Genomic DNA, 23,750 nt, shown 5'->3' on the forward strand with positions numbered 1-23,750 from the left:
AACATGGCAATTCCAGTCTATCTGTGGCTGAAGGACGACGGCGGCGCGGACATCAAAGGGTCCGTGGACGTTCAGGATCGTGAAGGCAGTATCGAAGTGGTGGCCCAGGAGCACAACCTGTACATCCCGACCGATAACAATACCGGCAAGCTGACCGGCACCCGTATCCACACGCCTTTCCTGTTCACCAAGGAAATCGACTCCTCCAGCCCGTACCTGTACAAGGCGGTGACGACCGGCCAGACCCTGAAATCGGCTGAGTTCAAATGGTACAGAATCAACGACGCGGGCCAGGAAGTGGAGTACTTCAACACGAAGCTTGAGAACGTGAAGCTGGTGAAAGTGAATCCGAAGATGCATGACATCAAGGATCCTGCTTTCGAGAAGCACAACCACCTCGAGCAGATTGAACTGCGCTACGAAAAAATCACCTGGACCTACAAGGACGGCAACATCATTCATTCCGATTCCTGGAACGAACGCGCCACTGCGTAAGAGCCCTGAGCAGACGGTCAGCCGTCTGCTTTTTTTGCTGAGCGCCTGCACTGACGGGTGGTCAGCAAAGAAAAACACAATCTGCCTGCCCGACCTGATGCGCTTTGGGTTCCTGAATAACAGGGAACAGCGACGGGCGGTAGCGTGTCCGGAACTGATAAAGAGAGAGTCTCATGGAAAATCCAGCCATCCTGTTACGCCGTCTTAACCCTTACTGTGCCCGCGCGATGGAGGGGGCCGCTTCCCTGTGCCAGACCCGCGCCCATGCGGAAATCCTGCCTGAGCACTGGCTGCTGAAACTGCTGGAACAGGGTGAGGGCGACCTGACGGTGCTGGCGCGGCGCTACGAATGGGATATGGATACGATATGGCAGGATATGCTGGGTTTTCTGGACAGCCTGCCACGGTCAGTGCGCAGCCGTCCGCAGCTTTCGGAGGGCGTGCAGTCACTGATGCAGGATGCCTGGCTGCACGCCTCGCTGGCGGAGGAAGAGCATATCCGCAGCATTCACCTCCTGATGGCTCTGGTGGAAAAACCGAAACTGCTGCGCTGCGACGGCCTGTGGCCGCTGCTGACGCTGGCGCAGAGCCAGCTTGAGCGCCTGCGTGGACTTCTGGATGCGCAGTCGGATGAACGCCCGGAGGTGCAGCAGGAAGCGGAGCTTACGCAGAGGGATGAGGTGGAGTTTGTCGGCCGTCCGGTGAATGCGGATATAACAGGAGAGCTGAATCCGGCGTTGCAGAATGCGCTGGACAGGTTCACCCTCGACGTCACCGCCCGCGCCCGTGAGGGCAGAATCGACCCGGTCTATGGCCGCGACAATGAAATCCGCCAGATGGTGGATATTCTTTCCCGGCGCCGCAAGAACAACCCGATTCTGGTCGGCGAACCGGGGGTGGGCAAGACCGCGCTCGTGGAGGGACTGGCGCTGCGCATTCATGAGGGCAATGTGCCGGACGCGCTGAAGCCGGTCTCCGTGCGCACCCTTGACCTCGGCCTGTTACAGGCCGGGGCGGGTGTGAAGGGGGAATTCGAGCAGCGTCTGAAAAACATCATCGATGCGGTGCAGCAGTCACCCCTGCCGGTTCTGCTCTTTATAGACGAGGCGCACACCATTATCGGCGCCGGCAACCAGGCGGGCGGCGCCGATGCGGCCAACCTGCTGAAACCGGCGCTCGCCCGCGGTGAGCTCAGAACCATCGCCGCCACCACCTGGAGTGAGTACAAACAGTACTTTGAGCGCGACGCCGCGCTGGAGCGTCGTTTCCAGATGGTGAAGGTGGACGAACCGGACGACGACACCGCCTGCCTGATGCTGCGCGGACTCAAGTCACGCTACGCGGAGCACCATGGCGTGCATATTACCGATGAAGCGGTTAAAGCCGCCGTCACGCTCTCCAGACGCTATCTGACCGGACGCCAGCTTCCGGACAAGGCGGTTGATTTGCTGGATACCGCCTCTGCCCGTATCCGTATGAGCCTCGACACTATTCCGGAGCCGCTGATCCGCATGAAGGCGCAGCTCACGGCCCTTGCTATGGAGAAGCAGGCGCTGCTGGAGGATATCGTAGTGGGTAATACCGCTCACGGCGAACGTCTGGCCGCCATCGGAGAGGAAGAGGTCGCCATCATTTTGCAGCTCGACGAACGGGAAGCCCAGTACGGCCAGGAGCTGAAACTGACGGGAGAACTGCTTGCCTGCCGCACGGATATCTCCCGTCAGGGGGAGATTGCGGACCTTCAGAGGCAGCTTACTGCCGTGCAGCAGAATACCCCGCTGCTGGGGCTGGATGTGGATGCGCGTACCGTCGCCACCGTTATCGCCGACTGGACGGGCGTACCGCTCTCTTCCCTGATGAAGGACGAGCAGACGGAACTGCTGAGCCTTGAGCACAGTCTGGCGAAACGCGTTGTCGGTCAGGACAGTGCGCTGAATGCCATTGCGCAGCGCCTGCGCGCCAGCAAAACCGGTCTGGCGCCGGAGAACGGCCCGCAGGGCGTGTTCCTGCTTGTGGGGCCGAGCGGCACCGGCAAGACCGAAACCGCCCTGGCGCTGGCCGATGAACTGTTCGGCGGCGAGAAGTCCCTTATCACCATCAACCTCTCGGAATACCAGGAGCCACACACCGTCTCGCAGCTCAAGGGCTCACCTCCGGGCTACGTGGGTTACGGTCAGGGCGGCATTCTGACCGAAGCCGTCCGTAAGCGCCCGTACAGCGTGGTGCTGCTGGATGAAGTGGAAAAGGCGCACCGGGACGTGATGAACCTGTTCTACCAGGTGTTTGACCGGGGCGTCATGCGCGACGGCGAGGGGCGGGAAATTGACTTCCGCAACACGGTGATTCTGATGACCTCCAATCTCGGCAGCGACCTCATCATGCAGATGCTGGAGGAACAGCCGGAGGCGACAGAGCCGGATCTGCATGAACTGCTGCGTCCTGTCCTGCGGGACCACTTCCAGCCCGCGCTGCTGGCGCGCTTCCAGACGGTGATTTACCGTCCGCTGAATGCAGAAGCCATGCGTACCATTGTGGAGATGAAGCTGAATCAGGTGAGCAGACGCCTCAACCGTCACTACGGTATGAAGACCGATATCCACGAAAGCCTGTACGACGCGCTGACCGATGCCTGCCTGCTGCCGGACACCGGGGCCCGTAATGTCGACAGCCTGCTGAACCAGCAGATTCTGCCGGTGCTGAGCCAGCAGCTGCTGAGCCATATGGCAGCGGGGCAGAAGCCGCATACCCTGACGCTGGGCTGGGATGAGGGAGAGGGCATAGTGCTCGAGTTTGACCGGACAGAAGGTGAGCATGCATGAGCAGTAATCTTCCCTTACGATTCAGCCACAGCCATCACCTGCTGTCGGTGAAGGGCTGCGATGCAGGGCTTGATGTACTGGCGTTTGAGGGTGATGAAGCCCTGAGCACGCCGTTCAGCTACCGTACTGAATTCACCAGTACGGACCATGCCATCAGCAAAGAGATGATGCTGATGAAAGCGGCTTCCCTGACGCTTCAGGCCCCGGTAGATCAGGGGTACGGCATCAAAATACAGCAGCCGGTGCGGGTGATTCAGGGCGTGGTCACGGGTTTTGAACGTCTGGGTACCTCAAAGGATGAAACCCGTTACGCAGTGACGCTTGAGCCGCGTCTGGCCCTGCTCAGCCGTTCGCACCAGAACGCCGTCTACCAGGACATGTCCGTCCCGCAGATTGTGGAGAAAATCCTGCGCGAGCGCCACGGCATGCGCGGCCAGGACTTCCTGTTCTCACTGAGTAAAGAGTATCCGCGCCGTGAGCAGGTGATGCAGTACGCTGAGGACGACCTGCACTTTATCACCCGCCTGCTGGGTGAGGTCGGTATCTGGTTCCGCTTCACCACCGACACGCGCCTCAACATTGACGTGGTGGAGTTTTACGACAGCCGGCAGGGATATGAGAAAGGCCTGACGCTGCCGTCGGTGCCGCCGTCAGGGCAGCACTCGCAGGGTGTGGACTCGGTGTGGGAGATGGAGAGCCGTCATAAGGTGGTCCAGAAGGAGGTCAGCACCCGCGATTACAACTACCGTCAGGCCACGGAGGACATGAACACCCTGGTTGATGCGACCCGCGGGGATGTCACCACGTACGGTGAGGCCTATCACTGGGCGGATAACTACCTGACGCCGGGCAGCGCGTATGACCGCAACCCGGCTGCGGAGTCCGGGGCGTTTTACGCCCGCATCCGTCATGAGCGCTACCTGAATGACCAGACGCAGACCGTTGCCTTCACCAGTTGTCCGGAGCTCTCTCCGGGTATGCTGCTGAAAGTCACCGGCGGGTACGAAGTGGCAGAAGTGTTTGCGCAGGGCGTGGTTGTCACGGCGATGCACAGCCATGCGCAGCGTGATGCGGACTTTTGCGTCAGGTTTGACGGTATCCCGGACAGCACTGATTTCAGTTTCCGCCCTGAGCCTGGTTCACGTCCGGTGATGGCCGGTACCTTACCGGCCCGCGTCACCAGTACCACTGAAAATGACACCTACGGGCATATCGATAAAGACGGCCGCTACCGCGTCAATATGCTGTTTGACCGTGAGAACTGGGAGACCGGGTTCGAGAGCCTGTGGGTCCGTCAGTCCCGCCCGTATGCGGGTGACACCTACGGCCTGCACCTGCCGCTGCTGGCAGGCACCGAGGTGGCGATTGGTTTTGAGGACGGCAACCCGGACCGGCCGTACATTGCCGGTGTGCTGCACGACTCGGCGCATGGCGACCACGTCACCATCCGCAACTACAGACGCAACGTGCTGCGCACGCCGGCGAACAACAAAATCCGCCTCGACGACGAGCGCGGGAAAGAGCATATCAAGGTCAGCACGGAGTACGGCGGCAAGAGCCAGCTGAATCTCGGCCATCTGGTCGACAGCGACAGGCAGAAGCGCGGTGAGGGGTTTGAGCTCAGAACCGACAACTGGGGCGCCATCCGGGCGCAGAAAGGGATTTTTATTAGTGCTGACGGCCAGGCGAAGGCGCAGGGCCAGGTCCTTGATATGGAGCCTGCACTCGCACGGCTTTCAGCAGCATTAGTGGAAATGGAATCCCTTGCTGCCTGCGCACAGCAGGCTCAGGCTCTGGCTGCCGATGTTGGCCGTCAGCAAAAACTCCTGAAGCAGAAAATTGAACAACTGCATGAAGAGGTGATTCTGGGCAGTGCGCCAAAAGGCATGGCACTGGTGAGCGGCGAAGATATGCAGCTATCAGCCAGTGATAATATGACACTGACAGCGGGTAAACAGCTGGATGTTGGTGCGCAGAATGACTTTACGCTGGCGGCCGGTAAGCAACTCAGCCTGTACAGCCGTGAAGGGGCAAAACTGTTCAGCTCGCAAAACGACATTGATATTCAGGCGCAGGGCGGAAACATCACCACGTGGTCCACGCAGGATACGCATGTTTCAAGCGGCAGGAAAATGGTCATTACAGCACAGGACGAGCTGACGCTGATATGCGGAGGCGGCTACATCAAAATCAGCGGTGGGAATGTTGAGATTGGTGGTCCGGGTAAACTGCTGATTAAGAACACGGGCGTCAGGAAAGCGGGCACGGGCAGTATGCAGGGGGTGATGAAGTCGTTTGAACCTTCTACGTTTGATGAGAAATTTGTTATCAGAAATGCATTAACCCAAGAGCCGCTTCCAGGAAAAGCCTATAAAATAACTATGCCAAACGGGTCAGTTGTCACTGGTATAACAGACGCGCAGGGGGCAACGACGCTTAATTCTTCGGATTTGATAGATGATATGATAATAACACTTACTGGTCGTTAAATAATATTAATGGAATACATATGTTAGGATTAATACTCTTTATAATGTGTTTATATTCTCTTGTAATTGGTAGCATCTTATATATTTTTATTGGCTTTTTGCATAAACCTATTGATGGTGGGTGGAAAAAAGCAGGCAAGTGGTGTATGTGTGTGGTTTTATCATATTTAATTATATATATCCTCCAATCACATGGTGTCCCAGTAATAAGATAAGTGGCGGCTTGTCTAATAGATAAAAAAGGATGCTTCTAATGAGTGAAAAAACAGATACAACCAGGGCTTTAGAGTTAAAGTATGACGACAATGGAAAACCTTCATGGCGTTCATGCCCTTCTCATAAAAATATAAAGGTCCGCGGAGGATGTGATTTACCTCCTCATCTCCCTGGTTTGATAATACTCGTCCATGGGGTTAACTCAACAGGTGAATGGTATCAAAATGCGGAAGAGTCTCTCTGCAAAGGATTAAATGACAGGTTAGGGCTCAATGGTTCTCAATTTGAATTGAAGTCGAACAAATATAGTACAGATTGTGAGAAGGAGGAAGGGAAAAGTAACTCGTCACCTTCACCTTTAGCTCGTAGAAAACTTATTGAAAATTCTGAGCGCTCTCCAATCATTCGATTCTATTGGGGGTATTCTTCTGTGAGGGGGGAAGAGGATAAATATATTATCCCGTTAGCTAATGCGGATGGTGAAGATTATCATGAAATGAAAAGAACAGGTATAAAACAAGATGACATTCAAAAAAAAGGGCCATATATATGGGGAGGTGGCCCATTCCAAAATGGCACGAATAACTTACACTCGCTTTGGAGTGACTATGGATTCGATGAGAATCTGGCGGGAATCTCTGGAGCAAAACTTCAGTATCTCAATGAAGATAAAGATAGACTTTTAACAAATGCTCCACCAAGAAAATACTATTCACATGCAGCTAAGAGATTAGCAGATCTTTTAGACCTTATCCGGGATAAATATCCAAATGATACGGTTAGTATTATCTCTCATAGCCAAGGGACAATGATTTCGCTAGCCGCAGTCGCATTAGCAAAAAAAGGGCCAGATACTCTTTTTATATTAAACTCCCCTTATGCAATGCATAATAGCCAGCTTAATGAGCTTTCAATTCCTCAGAAAGAGAGAATTTCTCCAAGCGGACGCGAAAATACATTATCATCAATAATTGAAAAAATTGCAAAGCAATCCACGCATCTGTCTTCTGTGGGTTATAAAGGGTTATGTGTAGGCAAGTTTACTGATAAAACGAATTGGAAGCCTGAAGGTGAGAATGTAATACGGGCTGGAAAAATACAAGAGCGTGATAATCATGGCAGAACGTATATTTATTTTTGCCCTCATGACCGAGTTATGGGGTCATTACCGCTTCGCTCGATAGGGTGGCAAGGGCTACCTAATGATAAAAATGGTAATCCACATCCATTAATTGTGAAATTTAAAAATAATTTGTACCAGAGGATGTTGGCCAGGAATACGCCATGCGGTTCTTATCCTGATAAGCAGACACCATTTGGTACTTTACCTGATGGAAAACCATTTTGGGATGATGATGGTGATAAATATCAAAGTAGTAGCATTACATATCCTGACCCTCCAAAATGGCAAACAGTGTTTGTAAATGCAGAGAAAGTCCCTGAGCCTATTAATCCCAGTGAGCTGGCCGAATTTGACGAAACCAGAGTAGGTAAAGAGCATGGCTCAAAACAACAGGATGGGTGGGGTGAGATAGCCCCTAAAACTGGAAAGAAAAATGACAATACATATAATAACTATGTCAATTTATATCCAAACCAAGATGTTGTAATCGGCTATAAGGAACTTCCAAGTGGTTATGTGCAAGAGATAACAAGGAAGGAAACTTTCGAAGAAAAAGATAAAAGGTTACGAACTTATGTTTCTCAACCAACAGATCACAGCACACTGCCCGGAAACAAGGAATTTATGACCAGAGTAGTAGCTTATGATTTACCGATAGGTTACTGCGATGCTACATGGGATAAAGAATTTCTTTCAACGCTCCGATATCTTGCTGATTGGACCACTGGCGCAGACCCTTATATGAACACTGGGGTTGTTGAAAGAATTAATGAACCTTCAATGATAAGTCGGGAAACGGGTATCGAGGAAATTATTCGAGAAAAGGCAAAGGAGTATGGTTATTAAATGAGTAGATACGTCGTTGTTTTAGGGGATACCACTACGCATGATGGTAAAGTTACATCAGCCTCATCCAGTTTCGATATAGCCGGTAAAAATGCCGCACTTTTGAATGATACCGTCAGTTGCCCGGAACACGGTATGAATAAAATTATTGAATGCGATGTTTCTGCGTATGAAGAAAACGGGCGTGGAATTATATTGCATGGCTGCAAGACGCAGTGTGGTGCGAGTGTCATTGCAAGTTATGCAGCTATCAGTCAGTGATAATCTTACGCTGACAGCGGGTAAACAACTGGATGTTGGTGCGCAGAAGGACTTTACGCTGGCGGCCGGTAAACAACTCAGCCTGTACAGCCGTGAAGGGGCAAAACTGTTCAGCTCGCAAAACGATATTGATATTCAGGCGCAGGGCGGAAACATCACCACATGGTCCACGCAGGATACGCATGTTTCAAGCGGCAGGAAAATGGTTGTCACGGCACAGGACGAGCTGACGCTGATTTGTGGTGGTGGCTACATCAAAATCAACGGCGGAAATGTTGAGATTGGTGGTCCGGGTAAACTGCTGATTAAGAACACGGGCATCAGGAAAGCGGGCACGGGCAGTATGCAGGGGGTGATGAAGTCGTTTGAACCTTCTACGTTTGATGAGAAATTTGTCATCAGAAATGCGCTGACAAAAGAACCTATACCAGGTAAAGCGTACAAAATCACCATGCCAGATGGTTCTGTTGTTTCCGGTATTACAGATGCTTCTGGAGCAACGTCACTCAATTCTTCTGATGTTATCGACAATATGATTATCAGCTTAGTTAAGGCGAATTAAGATGAGATGGAATCAGTCAGACAGGAAAGTCCTCACAATTATAGCCATTATTGGTGTACTCCTGTATGCCATTTATAAAGGCTTACAGTTCCTGGCAGGAGCCAGTATGGGAGCCAGTTTTGGGGTGGGTCTGGGAGGAATGAGCGGTTCTCAGAAGGTAGAAGAGTCACGAAAAGTTGAAACAGATGCTCCGGCTCAAATTATTTATCGCATAGATAAAAATCGATACCTGACGCTGGAAAACTACATATCCTGTGATAAGGGTGGACAGGTTTATTACAATGACTCTCTGCGGGGAATAAAAACACACCTGGGATGGGATAACGATTTTTATGATTTCTCATATCGCCGGGGAAATAATATTGCGGCTTATCAAGGCTCTATTATTAATGGGGCGGATAATGGTTATCTGGCATTCCCTGGCGCATCTACCAGACAATATTGTGGTAGTGGAAGGTCAGAAACAGGTTGCCCTGTGTTTTTCTTCTTTTCAGCAGATCATGGGAACACATTTATATATAAAATTGTAGCTATGGAATACAGCACCCCAGAACGTTTTAGTCAGCTTAAAGTAGTAGTGGCTAATGATGGTGTTTATCTAAGGGATGAGTCTAAAACGGAGGATAGCTATTCTCGCCCTACAGGTCTCAATGACCTTAGCTCAGTGAATAAATTAAGGTTTTCTGACGGCAATTTAATCAGTGTTTATGATGACTGGCAGAAAAAAATTGATGAGTTAGTGAAAGAAGAACTAATAAGAAAAAAAATGCCCTATGCAAACGAGTATGGACCTAGATTTCATATATTCGACTATCTCAGAACATTAACGCCACCGAAAACACATGAGGAAAGGAATTTAATGGCAAACGAATTGTCTGAAATCCAGATTAGGATTGAAGATGAAGTTTATAAAGATGGAATTAAATTTCCGAAGCTTTCAACGTCAAGTATTGATGTTAAATATCAATGTAATAAAAATATTAAAGCTAAAGCCATCACATATACTAATGAGTCAAATGGGAAAAAGGAGGTGGTGAAAAATGAACAATAATTATGAACCTGTTCGGGAACTTGAATGTAAGTTTGATGATAATGGGCATCCTTCCTGGCGTTCATTTCCCTCTCATAAAAATTGCCAAATCAGAGGTGGGTGTGATTTACCTCCACATTTGCCTGGAATTATTATTCTTGTACATGGTGTTAACTCGACAGGAGAATGAATTTCAATTGCTGAGGACAAAATTTGTGATGGCCTGAATAAGAGACTTGGATTAAAAGGGACTGATTATAAACTGGTGGCTAATAAATATTTTTCTGATGAAAAAATAGAGATTGAACCTCTTATAGAAAGAGATTTGCCTGCGCCTAAGAAGGAAACCTCTCCAGTCATTCGCTTTTACTGGGGGTATGCTTCACCTAAAGGTAATGAAGATAAATATGTTATACCGTTAGCCAATAGGAAAGACGTTGATTACCATCACTTAAAAAGGCAAGGCATGCCTCATGAAAATATTATTGCTCAGGGGCCATTTTTCTGGGGCGGCGGGCCATTCCAGAACGGTACAAATAATCTGCACTCTTTATGGAGTGAGACAGGGTTTAAAGAGAGAGTAGCAGGTATCAAAGTCCAGTGGTTTAATGAAGACAAAGATCGCCTGTTAACCAATGCGCCACCGCGAAAATACTACGCGCATGCTGCAAAACGCCTTGCAGACCTGGTTGACAGTATTCGTAATAAATATCCCAAAGATACAGTAACCATTATTTCTCACAGCCAGGGAACCATGGTTGCAATGGCTGCGGTAGCGATAGCCAGGAATGTACCTGATGCATTATTTGTACTTAATTCTCCTTATGCACTGGATCATAACGATCTTAATGGGGCGTCACTTCCGGCAGATGAGTGCATTTCGCCAGAAGGGCGGCAGAATACGTTATCTGCCATCATTGATAAGGTGGCTTCCAGAAAAAATCATTTATCATCACTGGGCTATGAAGGGCTTTGTGTCGGACAGACGGTAGATAAAAAGAACTGGCGACCAGATGTCGCTCTTGCCAGTGAAAGTGGCAGCAGTCTTGCCGAACGAGATAACCACGGACGCACTTATATTTACTTCTGTCCTCATGATCGAGTTATGGGGTCACGTCCGCTACGCTCAATTGGCTGGCAGGGATTACCCAATAATTCTCAGGGGCAGCCTCATCCTCTGCTGAAAAAGCATCAGGGAAATTTATTTCAGCGCATGCTGGCTCGCAGTACTCCATGTGGCGAAGCGCCAAATCCCGCAACACCTTTTGCAAAATTGCCGGATGGTAAACCGTTCTGGGATGATAAAGGCGACAAGTATCAAAGCAGTAGTTTCACCTATCCAGATCCTCCGGAATGGCAAACGGTTTTTATTAATGCCGAAAAGGTACCTGAACCTATAGATGCTGCAAAATTAGCTAATTTTGATGTATCACGTGTTGGAGCTGAACACGATGACAGACAGATAGATGGCTGGGGGGAAATTAATCCGGATAAAAATCTAAAAAACGACAATACCTATGACAATTACATCAATTTATACCCCAATCAGGATATTGTGATTGGATTTAAAAATGTGGGAACTGAATCTGAGCCCCGAATGGTGCCTGTGACCCGTAAGGAGACATTTGAAGAAAAGGATCTTCGTATAAGAACCTATGTTTCTCAGCCCACGGATCATAGTACTCTTCCTATGCGTGCTGATTTCATGTCTCAGGTGGTGGCATATGATTTACCGATTGGGTATTGCGATGCAACCTGGGATAAAGAATTTATGGCAGATTTACGGCGAAAAGCGGACTGGACGCAGGGAGAGGATCCTTATCTCTCCAGTGGAGAGCCAGACAAAGTACCTGAACTTGATTTAATTAGTCAGGACACTGTTGTTGATGAATTTTATAAAGAGCAAAGTAAGCTGCCAGCATATAGAGCTGTAAATAAAGCATAAACACACTTCGGTAGGTTGTTGTTCAGTGGGTTTGCTAAAATTCAACGCTATATAGTCAGTTGTTTTCTTCGAATTAAAGGATTAGCAAATGGGGAAATTTGTCGTCGTTTTAGGGGATGCCACTACGCATGGTGGCAAAGTCACATCAGCCTCATCCAGTTTCGATATATCCGGTAAAAATGCCGCACTTTTGAATGATACCGTCAGTTGCCCGGAACACGGTATGAATAAAATTATTGAATGCGATGTTTCTGCGTATGAAGAAAACGGGCGTGGAATTGTATTGCATGGCTGCAAGACGCAGTGTGGTTCGAGTGTCATCGCAAGTATGCCGGATATGGAGGTTGGCTGATGGGATGGTCTCTTCCGGAAGTGCCTGAAAAAGAGCAGGCACCATCCTGGTCACCGTGGAACTGTCTGTTGATTATTATTCTCGGACTTTTCACCGGGCTGCTTGTTGCTGTACTGAAATCTCCGGCGACAGGGTTACTTTCATTGAGCAGTGGGGCCTGGTTGCCACTGACGGCCTGGACATTTGCGGGCATTTCGGCAGCCATCGCGGTTTACACTTTCAGGCAGGAAATGCTGGCAGTTCGTGTCTGGAACTGGAATGAGTGGTGCCGGAACATGCGTCTGAAGTGGCGCTTACGTGCACAACAGCATCTTGTCATTCTCAGCCATGTTTTCATTACTGCCGATACGGGACTGTTAGATCGTCTCGCACATACGCAGGAAGAGGAAAGTGCAGACACATCGCCTCTCACGATGTTGCCAGACGAACCGCTTACACCCGGTATTTCACGTTTTGAGCAGCTGCTTCGTCATCTCATTGCTCAGATAATGCCCTCGATTCGGCGGCGATATTCTTCCGGCCCACTCCAGATTATTGTTCAGACCAACGGTAGCGACAAAGACCGTGAATCTCAGTCTTTCTATCGTATCTGGTCAGCAGGTTCCCCTCCCTGGAAAGCTGAGATTCATTTTCAGGACGTAGACTCATCCTTTGATGACTGGAATCAGTTTGTGGCGTCAACAAAGCGGCCCGTACTGGTACTGGCAATGCACTATCGTTTGCCCAATGATGTTCTGCCGGAATTTGCCAGCGCGTTATTTTTGATGCCACCATCGATGCTGAATCCGGGTGAGCAAAAAAATGCATTACGGCTTTTCCGGGCGATGCCGCTCAACACCCGTATGCTTGCAACGGAACTCACTGAATTACGGGATATGGCCCTCACGTCTGCCAGCAAGAAACACCTTGTCTGGCACAGTGGGCTCACAGATGCGCCAAGACAGTCAGTGAGCATGGTGCTGAATGATCTGTCGGTTCCTTTGTACGATAGCATTGGCACTGGCGGTGTCATTGACTATGACACCGCCAGTGTCCGGTATGGCGGTCTTGCTGGCTGGGCAATGACTGGCGCTGCGGCTGAGATGGCTGCTTATGGCCCCACCAGCCAGTGGCTTCTTCTCGAAGGTGAAGACGATGCCTGGGCTGTGTCGCTCGGAAACGCCGCTCCTGCAGTCGGGCATGATCATTTCGTGATTCAGCCTCCCTTTCCCGGGGGATCTGTTCTTATGGCATTACTGCTTAATGCTGGGCTGTACAGTCTGATGATCCGCTATTTCCCTTCAACTGCATTCTCCTGGGCAGGGATCTCTCTTCTTCTGCTGTCAATGATTGTGACATTGCCTGGGCTGGCCATTTTGCTGAGACGAATTACAGCCCGTCTTCAGCGCCCGGAATTTATCAGGGTTGCACGACACTCCGGAAAGGAATAACCGGCATGAAAAAGGTTTCAAAGCCACTGGGAGCAGGACTACTTATCGTGGCAGTTCTGCTGATGATACTCTTTATTTTTGCACAGACAGCGCAGTTACCGTCCGGTAGCGGTGACGATAATTTCTGGTATGTGCTGGCAGGTTGCATCATTCTGACCGCCACATTATGCACCCTGGTGTTCTTTACGTTGTCCAGGCAACAAAATCCCTCTCCCGTTACGCCTGATGGTGAAAACAATCCCAACGAAGAAAGCGCGTCGGATCAATATGATTTTTCAGCACTGAGCAGGAATCTCAGAAGGCGGCACTCGTTCTTCTGGCGGCGTAAAGTCCGCCTGCTGCTGATCACCGGCGATGAAGGCGCGATTGAGCAACTGGTACCCGGCCTGCAACAGCAGCAGTGGCTTGAAGGCAACCGCACCGTGCTGATTTACGGCGGCAGCCTGGCATCGGAGCCTGACCGCGAAAAATACACCGCGCTGCGTAAACTACGCCGTGGACGCCCGCTGGACGGGATTATCCGTGTACTGCCCGAGTCGCTTAATCTTACCCCACATATCAGCGATAGCGATTTACGCGGCCTGGAAAAAATCAGCGAACTGCTGCGTTATTCCGCTCCGGTCTGGCTGTGGCAACTGTGCAGCAGTCACTGGTCGCAGGGTACGCGTCCTGAGCAGGCGGTAGGCGCAAGCTTTCCACCACGCGCAAAAGAAGACGATGTGATCCGCCAGCTGGAACTGATGCTGCCGGCCCTGCGGACGCAGGGGATGAGTCAGGTCGCGGAAAACAGCAGCCACGACTTCCTGCTGCGCCTGAGCCAGCACCTGAACGACGGTGCTATTGCCCGCTGGGCTCAGCAGTTGCAGCCATGGCTCTTTGTTTCTCAGCAGCGCGTCCCGCTGCGTTGTCTGATGTTCAGCCTGTCGGAGAAGAAACCTGCCGGAATGTCAGCGGAAACAGCCGACGCTGAGAATTATGGATCACAGCGTCATGCCCTGACTCTGCCAGCAACCTGGCAGGGTATTGTTGACGACTGCACCCGCATACGTGGCCGTCGTGTCGGTATGCCGTGGGAACGAGCGCTGGCCTGGGCACTGATGGCCATCATCAGTGTCTGGGGGGTAGGGACGCTGCTGTCGTTTGCGGTCAACCGGTCACAAATCGTTTCTGTTGCACAGCAGGCTCATGCTCTGGTGGACCACCCTTCTGTATCGGATTACCAACTGACTGCCCTGCATGCTTTGCGTAATGATGCCGGTCGCCTGCTGCACCATATTCAGGACGGCACGCCATGGTATCAGCGCTTTGGTCTGAACCATGATCAGCAGTTGCTTGACGCAATGCTGCCCTGGTACGGGGTGGCGAACAACCGTCTGATACGTGACCCGGCAAATGAAGCGCTTAAGCAGAAGCTCATTGCGCTGGTCAATTCGGCACCCAACAGCGACCAGCGGACACAGATGGCGAAACCGGGTTATGACCAGCTGAAAGCCTGGCTGATGATGACCCGGCCGGATAAAGCTGATGGTGCATTCTACGCGCAAACCATGAAAACCGTGCAGCCGACGCGTTTAGGCATCTCAGCTGGCCTGTGGCAAAGCCTGTCACCGGATTTGTGGGCTTTCTACATCAACGAACTGCCAGCGCAGTCACAGTGGAAAACCACACCGGATGAGCAACTGGTCAGCCAGAGCCGCCAGGTGCTGTTGCAGCAAATTGGACGGCGCAACGCGGAAAGTACGCTGTACGAGAACATGCTCAAATCCGTGCGTCGTAACTTCGCCGATGTGTCTCTGGAGGACATGACCGGCGGTACCGATGCCCGTCGCCTGTTTACCACTGATGAGGTGGTGCCGGGCATGTTCACCCGTCAGGCCTGGGAGGGAGGTATCCAGCAGGCCATTGAGAAAGCGGCAAACTCCCGCCGCGATGAAATTGACTGGGTGCTGAGCGACAGCCGGAAAGCCGTCTCCTCAGACCTGTCGCCGGAAGCACTGAAAGCACGACTGACGGAACGCTACTTCACCGACTTTGCCGGTAGCTGGCTGAGCTTCCTCAACAGCCTGCAACTTAATTCGGCAAACAATATTGCTGACGTCACTGACCAGCTGACGCTGATGAGTGATGTTCGCCAGTCACCGCTGATTGCCCTGATGAACACCCTCGCCTGGCAGGGGCAGACCGGCCAGAAGAGTGAAGGCCTGTCGGACTCCATCATCAAATCGGCTAAAGACCTGGTAGGCGGGAAGGACAAACCGGTAATTGACCAGTCAGCCTCAGGCCCGCAGGGCCCACTGGATGAAACCTTTGGACCGTTGCTGGCACTTATGGGTAAAAACAAAGGCAGCAATGTTATGTCGGCTGACAACTCACTGAGCCTGCAAACGTATCTTACCCGTATCACCCGTGTGCGTCTGCGTCTGCAACAGGTCGCCAGCGCCTCTGACCCTCAGGAAATGATGCAGAGCCTGGCGCAGACCGTGTTCCAGGGTAAAAGCGTGGATCTGACCGACACGCAGCAGTACGGCAGCCTAATTGCTGCAAGCCTGGGCGAAGAGTGGAGTGGTTTTGGCAGCACCATGTTTGTGCAGCCACTGACCCAGGCCTGGGAAACTGTGCTTCAGCCATCGGCAGCGAGCCTGAATGACAAATGGGGTCGCTCCGTGGTGGCGAACTGGCATACGGCATTTGACGGACGTTTCCCATTCGCGATCAGCAAGAGTGATTCCTCTCTGCCAATGCTGGCTGAGTTTGTGCGTAAGGACAGCGGACGCATTGAGCGCTTCCTGACCGCGGAACTCGGCGGTGTGCTGCATAAGGAGGGCAGCCAGTGGGTGCCAGATAAGGTTAATAGCCAGGGGCTGAGCTTTAATCCAGCCTTCCTGCGGGCGATTAATCAGCTCAGCCAGCTATCGGATATCTTATTTACCGACGGCAGTCAGGGCATCAGCTTTGAGCTACAGGCGCGTCCAGTACCGCAGGTGGTAGAAACGCAACTGACTATCGATGGACAAAAGCTGCACTACTTCAACCAGATGGCAGACTGGCAGAGCTTCCGCTGGCCTGGTGACACCTACAAGCCCGGAGCCATGCTGACATGGACCACCGTCAATGCGGGCGCACGTCTGTTTGGTGATTACAGCGGAACCTGGGGCTTTATTCGTTGGCTGGATGAAAGTAAGAGAGAGCAGCTAGACCGCAGTCAGTGGATGATGAGTTTTACCGCCCCGGATGGTCGGACCCTACAGTGGGTACTGCGTTCACAACTGGGCAGTGGGCCGCTGGCGTTACTGGCACTGCGGGGTTTTACGCTGCCAGATCAAATATTCAGCGTCGACAGCGCGGCTATGGCGCAGGCGCTGATGACCAACACAGAAAACAGTGACATGGACGGAGTCGAATAATGGACGCTTTGCAGAATCTGGTTGTTGCCTGCCAGGCGGATGAAACCTTGCTGCGACAGCAGGCGCAGTCACGTATGGAAAGCTGGCAGCGCTGGCTTACCCCTATCAGTGAGATCAATCCTACAGGAGAAGACCCGGGTTATGACGATGATTTCCAGCGTATCCGGGAGGAGGTCAATAAACTTTCCGGCATTGATACCGGGCTGATTTGCCAGCTGGCTGAAAAGGTGCTGACCACAGAGGCCAAAGATGTCCGGGTTGCTACTTACTATTGTTGGGCGCGCTTGCACCAGGACGGTGAAACCGGGTTTGCTGAAGGGCTTGAGTTACTGGCGGGATTACTAACCCAGTATGGAACACAGCTCCATCCACAGCGCGAGCGAAGCCGTAAACCGGCGCTGGAGTGGCTCGCAGGCTCTCGTCTACTTGACAGCCTGTTACTCTGGCCAGAAGTGGTACGCGACGATGCCCAGCGTACGACCGGTGCGTTGCTGCTCATCCGAGACAGTCTTGAAACTGAGCCTGAAGCGTCACGTCCAGATCTGAGTGCCCTGTACAGCGCGCTGGGAGCCCGCCTGATGAAAGCCGGTGGCGTGGATGCGGTAATACCCCAGAACGCCAGCAGTCAGACACGCCCGCAGTCGGCATCTCACACGGCAGAACAGGACGCGCCAGTGCTGAGCCGCATCACATCCGGTCAGGATTTGCTGGCTCAGGCCCGAACCCTGACGGGATATTTGCGTGAGCAACCTGATGGCTGGCTTGCCGCACACCGGCTGATGAAAAGTCTGCGTCACGACACGCTAAGAGCAATCCCGGCACCGGATGCCGAAGGGAAAACGCGCATCGAACCGCCGCGGGCTGACCAGCGTGCAATGCTTAAACGGCTGTATTTGCAACAGAGCTGGCTGGAGATACTGGAACAAGCGGACAGCACTTTCTCGCGTGGCGCCAATCATCTCTGGCTGGATTTGCAGTGGTACATCCATCAGGCCCTGATTAAATCAGGCCAGGATGTGCTGGCCGATATCATTACCGCTGACCTGAAAGGGCTGCTGCGGCGCCTTCCCGGACTTGAAACGCTGGCCTTCAATGACGGCACACCCTTTGCTGATGAGGTCACGCTGAACTGGATAAACCAGAGCGTGCTCGACGAGATGTCCAACTGGCGGGATGAACCTGTCAGTGCCTTGAGTGAAACTGGCAACGATATTCTGGCCCTTGAACCGGAAGCTTTGGAGAAAGCTGACACGGATGGTCTGGATGCCACACTCCACTGGCTGCAAACGCGCCCGGGTACCGACACCACCAAAGACAAATGGTTGGTGCGTCTGCTGATGGCACGTGTGGCTGAGCAGAAGGGTAAGAATGAACTGGCGCTGCATCTGCTGGGTGAGCTTGACGGTGCAGCACAGGCCATCACCCTCACTCAGTGGACGCCAGCGCTGTTGTTTGAAGTGAAATCGCGCCGCCTCAGGCTGCTGCGTATGAAAGCCGCCCGCAGTGAAACCGATAAGTCACGGCTTCAGCCAGAGATGGACCAGCTTCTGGCGGGCCTGATTGCCCTTGACCCGGCAGGCTGTGCGGTACTTTGCGGGTAAAGCGACTGACATACCTTTAAAACACACATATTCAGGTTCTTATGGACGACTTAACCCTGCGTTATTACGACGCTGAAATGCGCTACCTGCTGGAAGCCGGCGAAGAATTTGCCCGCGCTCACCCTGAACAGGCGGCAATGCTCAATCTCGATAAAGCGGGCGCGCGCGACCCGTACGTGGAGCGACTGTTCGAGGGCTTTGCCTTTCTGATGGGCCGCCTGCGTGAGAAGCTTGATGACGACCTGCCTGAACTGACTGAAGGGCTGGTCAGTCTGCTGTGGCCGCATTACCTGCGCACTATTCCCTCGATGTCGGTGGTGGAGTTCACTCCTGTCTGGCGTGAGATGAAAGAACCGATGCGTATTGCTAGAGGTTTCGAGGTCAATTCGCGGCCGATCGGTGAAAAAGGCACCCGTTGTCGCTACACCACAACTAAAGAGATAACCCTTCAGCCACTGGCGTTGGAGCATGCCCGCCTGTCGACTGATCCTGACGGGCGCTCTGTCATCAGCCTGCGCTTCAGTTGTAGCCATCTTGCTGACTGGAGCCGTGTCGATCTCAGCCAGATCCCGTTCTATTTCAATGCTGACGCGCCGCTGGCCTGCGCTATGCATGAAGCTTTTACCATGAATACTGCGCGCCTGTGGCTACGCATGCCGGGTGACACGGACAGAAGGCCGATGGACGGGTATTTCATCGCACTGGGGTTTGGTGATGATGACAGGCTGTGGCCGAAGGGGGACAGCAGTTTCAGCGGTTACCAGTTGCTGCTGGAGTACTTCACCTTTCGCGAGAAATTCATGTTTACGGGGCTGCGCGGGCTGGAGAGCGTGGTCTTTCCGGCTGAGATCCCGTGGTTTGAAATCGACGTGGTGCTGGCGGAACGCTGGGAGCATGACTTCAGCTTTACCGAAAAGCACCTGCGCCTGAATTGCGTGCCGGTCATTAACCTGTTCCCGCTGGAATCCGATCCGCTGACGCTCAATTCTCTGCAAACCGAATACATGCTGCGCCCGATGCGCGTGCAGGATGGCCATACCGAGATATATACCGTGGATTCGGTGATGTCATCGAGCCAGCACACCTACGTGCCGTTTTCGAGCTTCCGTCATAAGGGAGGAATGATGCGTCATGAAGCACCGGAATATTACTACCACACCCGCGTGCGTCGCGGTCCGTCCGGCCTGCATAACACCTGGCTCATCCTTGGCGGCGAAGCATTTGATAATCATACCGTCCCGGAAGACGAAAGCCTGTCGCTGACGCTCACCGGCACCAATGGTCAACTGCCACGACGTGCGCTGCAAAGCACCGTGCTTGATACGGTGATGAAAACCACTTCGGTCAGCATTGCCGTGCGCAACCTGTGTGCGCCGACGCTGCCTTGTTACCCACCTGCGCAGGACCGTTTTCACTGGCGCGTACTGAGTCACCTTGGCAGCGGATTTCTGTCGATGATGGATAATGCCGACGTGCTGCGCGGTACCCTGGCGCTGTATGAATGGACCGACAGCGAGATGAACCGTCGCCGTCTGGAAGCCATCCTCGAGGTGAAGCACAGTGAAACGGAGCGCTTTGAACAGGGCTACCTGGTCCGTGGCGTGCAGATTGAAGTCACGCTGGACAGCAATGGCTTTGCCGGACGCGGCGACATCTGCTTATTTGGCGAGATGATGAGCCGATTCTTTGCGCTATACACTGACATCTATTTGTTTAACCGCCTGATTATCATTCTGCAACCGACCGGAGAACGCCTGGAATGGGAAGAGAAGCACAACCGCCGCATTCCCGGCTGAGCCCACGGCTGGAAGCCGACCTGCATCGTATTAACTTTTACCGTTTATGCCAGTTGCTGGAGAAGCGTAACCCAGGCAGGCCGCTGATGGGTTCGACCAGTCACCCGGGCGATGACCCGGTACGCTTTGCCCCGCATCCGGGGATGGGATTTCCGGCCAGTGAGCTGAAGGCCGTGGAGTATGATGAGGATGATGACAGCCGGCCACCACTTATCCGCACGACCTTTATGGGAATGTACGGTGTCGACTCACCCCTGCCGATGGCGTATCTCGATGACATCGCTCAGCATCGGGAAGGGCATGACGCACTACAGGGTTTTCTGGATATTTTCAGCCATCGCATTCTGACGCAGTTTTACCGTATCTGGCGTAAATACTCTTATCCGGCCACCTTTGAACCCGGTGGTACGGACAGCATCTCGCAGTCACTGCTGGGCCTGGTGGGATTGGGTATTCCCGGCACCGCAGACCACATCGCCACACCGGTATCCCGTTTTCTGGCTCTGCTGGGTGTTCTACAGCAACCGGGCAAAACTCAGGAGGGAATGCAGGCGCTGGTGACGTTGCTGGCCCCGGATACCACCGTGAAGGTCAGTCCATACTTCCTGCGGCCGGTGGAAATGGGTCAGCCGCTGGGCTTTTACGGTGATGACGATTTTCTGCTGGACGGCAACACGCCACTGGGTGACGAAGCGATGGATGCGGGTAGCCAACTGCTGGTTGCGCTTACAACGGATAATGAACAGGAGGCACAGGGCTGGAAGCCGGACGGTCTGCTGTATCAGGACTTTCTGGTGATGCTTCGTGTCTGGCTCGGCTGGCGTTTTAAGGCGAAGATCACCCTGACCACACGGACCCGACTGCTGGCCGTTCCGCCGCTTGGCGAAGGCCCTTTCTGGCTCGGGATGAACGGCGTGCTGGGTGCTGATGAGGGGGAACTTAAAGACGATATCCCACCGACCTTTACGACGGAACTGGGCTATTACACTGGCCTGAAGCCGGCAATACCACAACAAGGAAACCGACGTGTTACGTACAAGTTTGATTAAATCCGCAGGCTGGTTGCCTGCACTGCTGGTGTTCAGCCTGACGGGGTGCGGGATGACGCAGGGTATCACCGATGGCACCAAATCGGCATTTAACGCCGTGTTCTACAAAAAAATTAAGATGCTGCACCTGGATTTCACGGCGCGTGAAGCGCTAAACACCGATTCCCGCGAAAGTAACTCACTCTCCGAGCCGGTGGTAGTTCGTGTCTATCAGCTGAAAGACCGTAAAATCTTCGATAAAACGGTTTACCAGCAACTACTGAACGATGGCGAAACTATTCTGAAAACCGACCTGATGGCGACCCGCGATGTGGTCGTAAAACCGGGCGGTGGTACAAATCTTGATATGCCAATGGAAGAAGAAACGCAGTTTGTCGCGGTAGTCGGCCTGTTTCGTCACCCGGACCTGGTAAACAATACCTGGAAGCAGGTTCTAAAACGTGAAGATCTCGATCCGGATAAGCCGCGCATTCTGGAGGCCGGGAATAACCACCTGACGTTACAGCCATTGAAGGATGACTGATGCCTAAGGGACATAATACGCCATCGCTGTATGAAATGCTGAGCGGCAATTTCTCAGGTGGCCTGAGCCTCAACCAGGTCAGCGAACAGAATCAGGTGATTTTATCAGTACTCGATAACATGCAGCGCATCCTCAACTGCCGCGCCGGTACGCTGGCCCACCTGCCGGACTACGGCCTGCCGGATATGACAAAAATCCTCCAGGGAATGCCCGGGACCGCCCACCAGCTGATCACCACACTGTCGGCCGTGTTGCTGAAATATGAGCCGCGCCTGAGCCGGATTAACGTGGTTATGCAGGAACAGATGCAGCCCGGTGAACTCCGCTACGCCATTGATGCGGAGCTGAAGGGGGTGGGGCTGGTGCGCTACGGCACGGAATTTATGCCCGAGGGCAGGGTATTAATCCGTCATCTGAAACAACAGCAATACCTCGATGCACGAGCCGCCATCTAGTTATTACTCAGGTTAAAACAGTTATGACAATAAATTCTGAACGCCAACTTAAAACCGGCGGGGATCCGCGCACGCTTGCGGATTACGCTGCCTTGCGCGACGAAATGAACAAGCTCACCCATCCGGCACGCCCGGATGTTAACTGGCAACACGCGGAAACGCTCTGTCTGTCACTGTTCGAGCATAACGGTGTGGAGCTACAAACGGCTGCCTGGTATACGCTCGCCCGCACGCATCTTGCCGGCCTCTATGGTATGAATGAAGGGCTGGCGCTACTGGCTGCACTGGTCGTCCGTCAGTGGGGTAGCCTCTGGCCACAGCCTGTCCATGCGCGAGTTGAAATCCTCAATGCACTGAGCAAACGCCTGCAACAGGTGGTGAGAACGCTGACGTTGACGTATGCCGATTTAGGGCAGCTTTATCAGGCTGAGGAGAATCTGAAGGCTCTGAGTGACATGTTGCAGCGCCTCGAACTTAAGCATGCTGCTCAGCTTGATGCTCTGCGCACGATGATGCAGAACGCAGCAGTGCGTCTGGAAAACAGCGAAAATACGGGCGTAAGTCTGCCGGGTAACGCGGTGGGGGCCGCTGAACTCCACCTCACAGAACCGACAGAGCGTTGTAAATGGGTTTATGTGGTTCAGCCCGAGCCGTTGCCGAATAAAGAGCCTCCTGTACCCGTGAAGCAGTGGAAGCCATTTGCTGCGGGTATGTTGTTCATGCTGGTGGCAGCCAGCATTGTCGCAGTGGGATGGCAGACGATGCATGCGCCAGATTCAGTACAAACTCAGCTGGCCGCGTCCCTGACTCCTTTACCTGATGGACTCTCTACAGCACAGTTGCAGGCGCTGCAACAAACGTCACCGCCACCTGAACCGGGGATCAGCAAGACACAGCAGCTGTTAGCGCAGCTTTTACACCTGAAACCAGACTGGGCAGTAAGCTACGGCGACCGTCTGGTGCAGCAGGCGCTGACGCTGTGGCCTGAAGAGGCCAAACCCCTGGCGCAACAGTGGCACAAGCAGATTAGCGTTGCCGGACTTGCAGAGTCAGAGCTGAATGGCTGGCATCAGGGAATGACGCAGTTACAGCAGTTGACGAACAGGCTAAACGCGCTGGATGAACAGAAGGGGAAGTACATGACGGTCAGCGAACTGAAATCAGCCGTGTTTGCCATGTCGCAGTCCTTCAGCCATACCGTTCCGCTTGAGGAGCAGCTTCGTCTGCTTTCCATTTTACCTGCCGGGCAACCCGTGTCAGCAGCGCAGCTAAACCAAGCCGAACAGCATCTTCAGCAGTTGATTGCCAGCTATGCCCTGCTGAAGCACTAAAAAGAATAATGAGACTGGCGAAA

General features: G+C 52.8%; 16 protein-coding genes and 1 pseudogene. All 17 read left to right on the forward strand.

The genetic code is table 11. From position 1 onward, the window contains the following. Positions 1 to 3: 3 nt before the first annotated feature. The 17 genes and pseudogenes from hcp (at position 4) to ACOTYH_RS08075 (ending at position 23,727) form a co-directional block, all read left to right on the forward strand. Positions 4 to 495: a type VI secretion system effector Hcp gene (gene hcp, locus ACOTYH_RS07995; protein ID WP_009653685.1), complete on the forward strand. Its 492-nt coding sequence runs from the start codon at positions 4 to 6 to the stop codon at positions 493 to 495. Between the two features lie 173 nt (positions 496 to 668). Then, positions 669 to 3,314: a type VI secretion system ATPase TssH gene (gene tssH, locus ACOTYH_RS08000; RefSeq protein WP_421637661.1), complete on the forward strand. Its 2,646-nt coding sequence runs from the start codon at positions 669 to 671 to the stop codon at positions 3,312 to 3,314. Continuing rightward, positions 3,311 to 5,803 carry a type VI secretion system Vgr family protein gene (locus ACOTYH_RS08005; protein ID WP_063932760.1) on the forward strand — a complete coding sequence of 831 codons (2,493 nt, stop codon included), beginning with the start codon at positions 3,311 to 3,313 and terminating at the stop codon, positions 5,801 to 5,803. The genes tssH and ACOTYH_RS08005 overlap by 4 nt, the downstream gene beginning before the upstream one ends. A gap of 253 nt (positions 5,804 to 6,056) precedes the next feature. Next, complete coding sequence (locus tag ACOTYH_RS08010) at positions 6,057 to 7,988, forward strand: T6SS effector phospholipase Tle3 domain-containing protein (RefSeq protein WP_063413165.1); 1,932 nt, start codon at positions 6,057 to 6,059, stop codon at positions 7,986 to 7,988. Further along, a complete protein-coding gene (locus tag ACOTYH_RS08015; protein WP_421637662.1) occupies positions 7,989 to 8,249 on the forward strand; it encodes a PAAR domain-containing protein in 261 nt (86 codons plus the stop codon). Then, positions 8,215 to 8,811, forward strand: a pseudogene (locus ACOTYH_RS08020) (DUF2345 domain-containing protein); the annotation flags it as partial. The gene ACOTYH_RS08015 and the pseudogene ACOTYH_RS08020, both read left to right, overlap by 35 nt. 1 nt (position 8,812) lies before the next feature. Beyond that, a complete protein-coding gene (locus tag ACOTYH_RS08025) occupies positions 8,813 to 9,862 on the forward strand; it encodes a T6SS immunity protein Tli3 family protein (protein ID WP_047735455.1) in 1,050 nt (349 codons plus the stop codon). 202 nt (positions 9,863 to 10,064) lie between these two features. Then, positions 10,065 to 11,786, forward strand: coding sequence for a T6SS effector phospholipase Tle3 domain-containing protein (locus ACOTYH_RS08030; protein ID WP_421637708.1), 1,722 nt, complete (start codon positions 10,065 to 10,067; stop codon positions 11,784 to 11,786). 88 nt (positions 11,787 to 11,874) lie between these two features. Next, a complete protein-coding gene (locus ACOTYH_RS08035; RefSeq protein ID WP_032648447.1) occupies positions 11,875 to 12,138 on the forward strand; it encodes a PAAR domain-containing protein in 264 nt (87 codons plus the stop codon). Further along, positions 12,138 to 13,568 (forward strand): hypothetical protein, encoded by a 1,431-nt coding sequence (locus ACOTYH_RS08040; protein WP_058688795.1) that lies wholly within the window; start codon positions 12,138 to 12,140, stop codon positions 13,566 to 13,568. The genes ACOTYH_RS08035 and ACOTYH_RS08040 overlap by 1 nt, the downstream gene beginning before the upstream one ends. A 5-nt stretch (positions 13,569 to 13,573) precedes the next feature. Then, the gene (locus ACOTYH_RS08045; RefSeq protein ID WP_058688796.1) at positions 13,574 to 16,972 is read left to right on the forward strand and encodes an ImcF-related family protein; all 3,399 of its coding nucleotides are present in this window, start codon (positions 13,574 to 13,576) and stop codon (positions 16,970 to 16,972) included. After that, complete coding sequence (gene tssA / locus ACOTYH_RS08050; RefSeq protein ID WP_058688797.1) at positions 16,972 to 18,573, forward strand: type VI secretion system protein TssA; 1,602 nt, start codon at positions 16,972 to 16,974, stop codon at positions 18,571 to 18,573. Before ACOTYH_RS08045 ends, tssA begins: the two co-directional genes overlap by 1 nt. A gap of 41 nt (positions 18,574 to 18,614) precedes the next feature. After that, entirely contained in the window at positions 18,615 to 20,369 is a 1,755-nt protein-coding gene (gene tssF / locus ACOTYH_RS08055) for a type VI secretion system baseplate subunit TssF (protein ID WP_058688798.1), read from the forward strand. Then, entirely contained in the window at positions 20,333 to 21,418 is a 1,086-nt protein-coding gene (tssG, locus tag ACOTYH_RS08060) for a type VI secretion system baseplate subunit TssG (RefSeq protein WP_421637663.1), read from the forward strand. The genes tssF and tssG overlap by 37 nt, the downstream gene beginning before the upstream one ends. Then, positions 21,396 to 21,941, forward strand: a complete 546-nt coding sequence (gene tssJ / locus ACOTYH_RS08065; RefSeq protein WP_058688800.1) for a type VI secretion system lipoprotein TssJ — start codon at positions 21,396 to 21,398, stop codon at positions 21,939 to 21,941. The genes tssG and tssJ overlap by 23 nt, the downstream gene beginning before the upstream one ends. Continuing rightward, positions 21,941 to 22,396, forward strand: a complete 456-nt coding sequence (gene tssE, locus ACOTYH_RS08070) for a type VI secretion system baseplate subunit TssE (RefSeq protein ID WP_058688801.1) — start codon at positions 21,941 to 21,943, stop codon at positions 22,394 to 22,396. The genes tssJ and tssE overlap by 1 nt, the downstream gene beginning before the upstream one ends. Before the next feature lie 23 nt (positions 22,397 to 22,419). Then, the gene (locus ACOTYH_RS08075; protein WP_058688802.1) at positions 22,420 to 23,727 is read left to right on the forward strand and encodes a VasL domain-containing protein; all 1,308 of its coding nucleotides are present in this window, start codon (positions 22,420 to 22,422) and stop codon (positions 23,725 to 23,727) included. Positions 23,728 to 23,750 lie beyond the last annotated feature (23 nt).

The sequence above is a fragment of the Enterobacter cloacae complex sp. SHL001 genome, from assembly GCF_049236825.1.
In the GTDB taxonomy this organism is placed as follows: Bacteria; Pseudomonadota; Gammaproteobacteria; order Enterobacterales; family Enterobacteriaceae; genus Enterobacter; species Enterobacter hormaechei_C.

What these genes read in the sequence shown, in the direction of transcription:
- tssH (WP_421637661.1), top strand. Translation starts at nt 669, where the DNA reads ATGGAAAATCCAGCCATCCTGTTACGCCGTCTTAACCCTTACTGTGCC.
- ACOTYH_RS08025 (WP_047735455.1), top strand. Translation starts at nt 8,813, where the DNA reads ATGAGATGGAATCAGTCAGACAGGAAAGTCCTCACAATTATAGCCATT.
- tssF (WP_058688798.1), top strand. Translation starts at nt 18,615, where the DNA reads ATGGACGACTTAACCCTGCGTTATTACGACGCTGAAATGCGCTACCTG.
- ACOTYH_RS08015 (WP_421637662.1), top strand. Translation starts at nt 7,989, where the DNA reads ATGAGTAGATACGTCGTTGTTTTAGGGGATACCACTACGCATGATGGT.
- ACOTYH_RS08005 (WP_063932760.1), top strand. Translation starts at nt 3,311, where the DNA reads ATGAGCAGTAATCTTCCCTTACGATTCAGCCACAGCCATCACCTGCTG.
- tssG (WP_421637663.1), top strand. Translation starts at nt 20,333, where the DNA reads ATGGGAAGAGAAGCACAACCGCCGCATTCCCGGCTGAGCCCACGGCTG.
- ACOTYH_RS08035 (WP_032648447.1), top strand. Translation starts at nt 11,875, where the DNA reads ATGGGGAAATTTGTCGTCGTTTTAGGGGATGCCACTACGCATGGTGGC.
- ACOTYH_RS08040 (WP_058688795.1), top strand. Translation starts at nt 12,138, where the DNA reads ATGGGATGGTCTCTTCCGGAAGTGCCTGAAAAAGAGCAGGCACCATCC.
- ACOTYH_RS08075 (WP_058688802.1), top strand. Translation starts at nt 22,420, where the DNA reads ATGACAATAAATTCTGAACGCCAACTTAAAACCGGCGGGGATCCGCGC.
- tssA (WP_058688797.1), top strand. Translation starts at nt 16,972, where the DNA reads ATGGACGCTTTGCAGAATCTGGTTGTTGCCTGCCAGGCGGATGAAACC.
- ACOTYH_RS08010 (WP_063413165.1), top strand. Translation starts at nt 6,057, where the DNA reads ATGAGTGAAAAAACAGATACAACCAGGGCTTTAGAGTTAAAGTATGAC.
- ACOTYH_RS08045 (WP_058688796.1), top strand. Translation starts at nt 13,574, where the DNA reads ATGAAAAAGGTTTCAAAGCCACTGGGAGCAGGACTACTTATCGTGGCA.
- tssE (WP_058688801.1), top strand. Translation starts at nt 21,941, where the DNA reads ATGCCTAAGGGACATAATACGCCATCGCTGTATGAAATGCTGAGCGGC.
- hcp (WP_009653685.1), top strand. Translation starts at nt 4, where the DNA reads ATGGCAATTCCAGTCTATCTGTGGCTGAAGGACGACGGCGGCGCGGAC.